Raw genomic sequence first — 3382 nt, 5'->3', positions numbered from 1 at the left:
CGCCCAGGACGCCCCCGGCCTGCTGCACCGCATCGGCCGCGCGCTGGAGGCGCCCGGCGTGCGGGTGCGCGGCGCGTACGTCAGCACCCTCGGCGCCAACGCCGTCGACGCCTTCTACGTCACGGACCCCGCCGGCCGCCCGCTCGCCGACCGCGACGCCGAGCAACTGGCACTTGCGGTGGAGGCGGCGCTGAGCTGAGGCGTGCGTGACTTCTACGACCTGCCTGGCGTGGGCAGTCCGCAGGGTGCGCTCCCGCCCGATGCGTTCCCCGCGGCGGGGGCGGTCCGGTCGCGGCTGGCCGATCGGAGAGCGTATCCAGCATGCTCCCCGTCGCCGCGGGGATACCACCACCCTCGCCCGGGCTTGCCCCTGGCGAGGGTGTTTGCCTCGCGCGCCGGATACCCTGGAGAGCGCGATTGCCTCCACCCCCGACCTGAGGACCGACGAGCGACGTGTTCGACACTCTTTCCGACCGCCTGGCGAGTACGTTCAAGACCCTCCGCGGGAAAGGCCGGCTGTCCGAGGCGGACATCGACGCCACCGCGCGGGAGATCCGCGTCGCCCTGCTGGAGGCGGATGTCGCGCTGCCCGTCGTACGGGCCTTCATCAAGCAGGTCAAGGAGCGCGCGGCCGGCGCGGAGGTCTCCCAGGCGCTCAACCCCGCCCAGCAGGTCATCAAGATCGTCAACGAGGAGCTCGTCGGCATCCTCGGCGGCGAGACCCGCAGGCTCCGGTTCGCCAAGACCCCGCCGACCGTGATCATGCTCGCGGGCCTCCAGGGCGCGGGCAAGACGACCCTGGCCGGCAAGCTCGGCAAGTGGCTCGCGGGCCAGGGGCACACGCCCATGCTCGTCGCCGCCGACCTCCAGCGCCCCAACGCCGTCAACCAGTTGCAGGTCGTCGGCGAGCGCGCGGCCGTCGCCGTCTTCGCCCCCGAGCCGGGCAACGGCGTCGGCGACCCGGTCCGGGTCGCCAAGGACTCGATCGCCCACGCCCGCGACAAGCAGTACGACGTGGTGATCGTCGACACCGCCGGCCGCCTCGGCGTCGACGCCGAGATGATGCAGCAGGCCGCCGACATCCGCGACGCGGTCGGCCCCGACGAGATCCTCTTCGTCGTCGACGCGATGATCGGCCAGGACGCCGTCAGTACGGCCGAGGCGTTCCGCGACGGCGTCGGCTTCGACGGCGTCGTCCTCTCCAAGCTCGACGGCGACGCCCGCGGCGGCGCCGCGCTGTCGATCGCGCAGGTCACCGGCAAGCAGATCATGTTCGCCTCCAACGGCGAGAAGCTGGACGACTTCGACGCGTTCCACCCGGACCGCATGGCGTCCCGCATCCTCGGCATGGGCGACATGCTGTCGCTGATCGAGAAGGCCGAGCAGACGTTCAGCCAGCAAGAGGCCGAGGCGATGGCGGCCAAGCTGGCGAAGGGGCCGAAGGAGTTCACGCTCGACGACTTCCTGGCGCAGATGGAGCAGGTCCGCAAGATGGGCTCCATCTCCAAGCTGCTCGGCATGATGCCCGGCATGGGCCAGATGAAGGAGCAGATCAACAACCTCGACGAGCGGGACGTGGACCGTACCGCCGCGATCATCAAGTCGATGACGCCGGGCGAGCGGCACGACCCGATGGTCATCAACGGCTCCCGCCGGGCCCGTATCGCGCGCGGCTCGGGCGTCGAGGTCAGCGCGGTGAAGAACCTGGTGGAGCGGTTCTTCGAGGCGCGCAAGATGATGTCGAAGATGGCCCAGGGCGGCGGCATGCCGGGGATGCCGGGCATGCCCGGGATGCCGGGCGCGGGCGCCGGGAAGCGCAAGGGCAAGCAGCAGAAGAAGGCCAAGGGGCGCCAGCGCAGCGGCAATCCGATGAAGCGCAAGGCCGACGAGCAGGCCGCGGCCGAGCGCCGGGCCGCGGGCGGCCCGTTCGGCGGCGGCGCGGAGCAGCCGCCGCAGGACTTCGAGCTGCCGGAGGAGTTCAAGAAGCTGCTGTGACGGCAGCGGCCGGCGGGCCGCCGGCGTCCTCGTAAACGAGTACCTGCGGCCCGCGGTGAGCCCCTACGATCTCCGCCATGGCAAAGGCACCCGTGCTCACTCCCCAGGCGGACGACTTCCCGCGCTGGTACCAGGACCTCGTCGCCAAGGCCGAGCTGGCCGAGAACGGTCCGGTGCGCGGCACGATGGTCATCCGACCGTACGGGTACGGGCTGTGGGAGCGCACGCAGCGGGAGATGGACGACCGGATCAAGGCGGCGGGCGCGCAGAACGCGTACTTCCCGCTCCTCATCCCGCAGTCCTACCTGGCCAGGGAGGCCGAGCACGTCGAGGGCTTCGCGCCCGAGCTCGCCGTCGTCACCCACGGCGGCGGCAAGGAGCTGGAGGAGCCGGTCGTCGTCCGGCCCACCTCCGAGACCATCGTCAACGACTACTTCGCCAAGTGGGTGCAGAGCTACCGCGACCTGCCGCTGCTCATCAATCAGTGGGCCAACGTGGTGCGCTGGGAGCTGCGCCCGCGGGTGTTCCTGCGGACGACGGAGTTCCTGTGGCAGGAGGGGCACACCGCCCACGCCACGTACGAGGAGGCCAGGGACTACGCGGCCCGTATCCAGCGCGACGTCTACGCCGACTTCATGGTGAACGTGCTGGCGATCGACGTGCTCCCCGGGCGCAAGACCGCCGCCGAGCGGTTCGCCGGCGCCCTCAACACCCTCACGCTCGAAGCGATGATGCGCGATGGCAAAGCGCTCCAGATGGGCACCAGCCACGAGCTGGGCCAGAACTTCGCGAAGGTGTTCGGCACGCGGTACCTGACCGCGGACGGCACCCGCGCGCACGTGTGGCAGACCTCCTGGGGCTCCACGACCCGCATGGTCGGCGGCATGATCATGGTGCACGGCGACGACGACGGGCTGCGCGTCCCGCCGCGGCTCGCCTCCGTGCAGGCCGTGGTGCTGGCCGTGAAGGGCGACGAGGCCGTGCTCGCCAAGGTGCGCGAGGCGGGCGACAGGCTGGCCGCCGCCGGGGTGCGGGTCCACGTGGACGACCGCGTCGACGTCCCCTTCGGGCGGCGGGCCGTGGACTGGGAGCTGAAGGGCGTGCCCGTACGGATCGAGATCGGCCCGCGCGACCTGGCCGCCGGCACCGCGACGCTCGTCCGGCGCGTGCCCGGCACCAAGGAGCCGGTGGCGCTCGATGCCCTGCTCGACGACCGGGCGGCCGTGCTGCCGAAGATTCTCGAAGACGATCAGGAACGGTTGCTCGCCGAGTCACGTCGAATGCGTGAGGAGCGGACGACGGACGTGCGTACGGTCGCGGAGGCGGCCGAGGCGGCGGTGGCCGGCGGCTGGGCCCGTATCCCGTGGGCGGACCTCGGCCCCGCGGG

Annotated in this window: 3 protein-coding genes; all 3 read left to right on the top strand. The window is 71.7% G+C overall.

The window, feature by feature from the left end:
• On the top strand, positions 1 to 199 hold a 199-nt coding region (locus H5J30_RS23000; protein WP_258563490.1), incomplete at its 5' end, for an ACT domain-containing protein.
• A 254-nt stretch (positions 200 to 453) separates the two neighbouring features.
• On the top strand, positions 454 to 1995 hold the full coding sequence (gene ffh / locus H5J30_RS22995; RefSeq protein ID WP_181789285.1) for a signal recognition particle protein: 1542 nt from the start codon (positions 454 to 456) through the stop codon (positions 1993 to 1995).
• Between the two features lie 77 nt (positions 1996 to 2072).
• Positions 2073 to 3382, top strand: a 1310-nt coding sequence (gene proS / locus H5J30_RS22990) for a proline--tRNA ligase (RefSeq protein ID WP_181789284.1), incomplete at its 3' end; no start/stop codon positions are given.

Origin of the sequence: Streptomyces phytophilus, from assembly GCF_013870535.1 — a bacterium.
Taxonomy (GTDB): Bacteria; Actinomycetota; Actinomycetes; order Streptomycetales; family Streptomycetaceae; genus Streptomyces; species Streptomyces phytophilus.
This window is presented reverse-complemented; position numbering and strand designations above follow the sequence as displayed.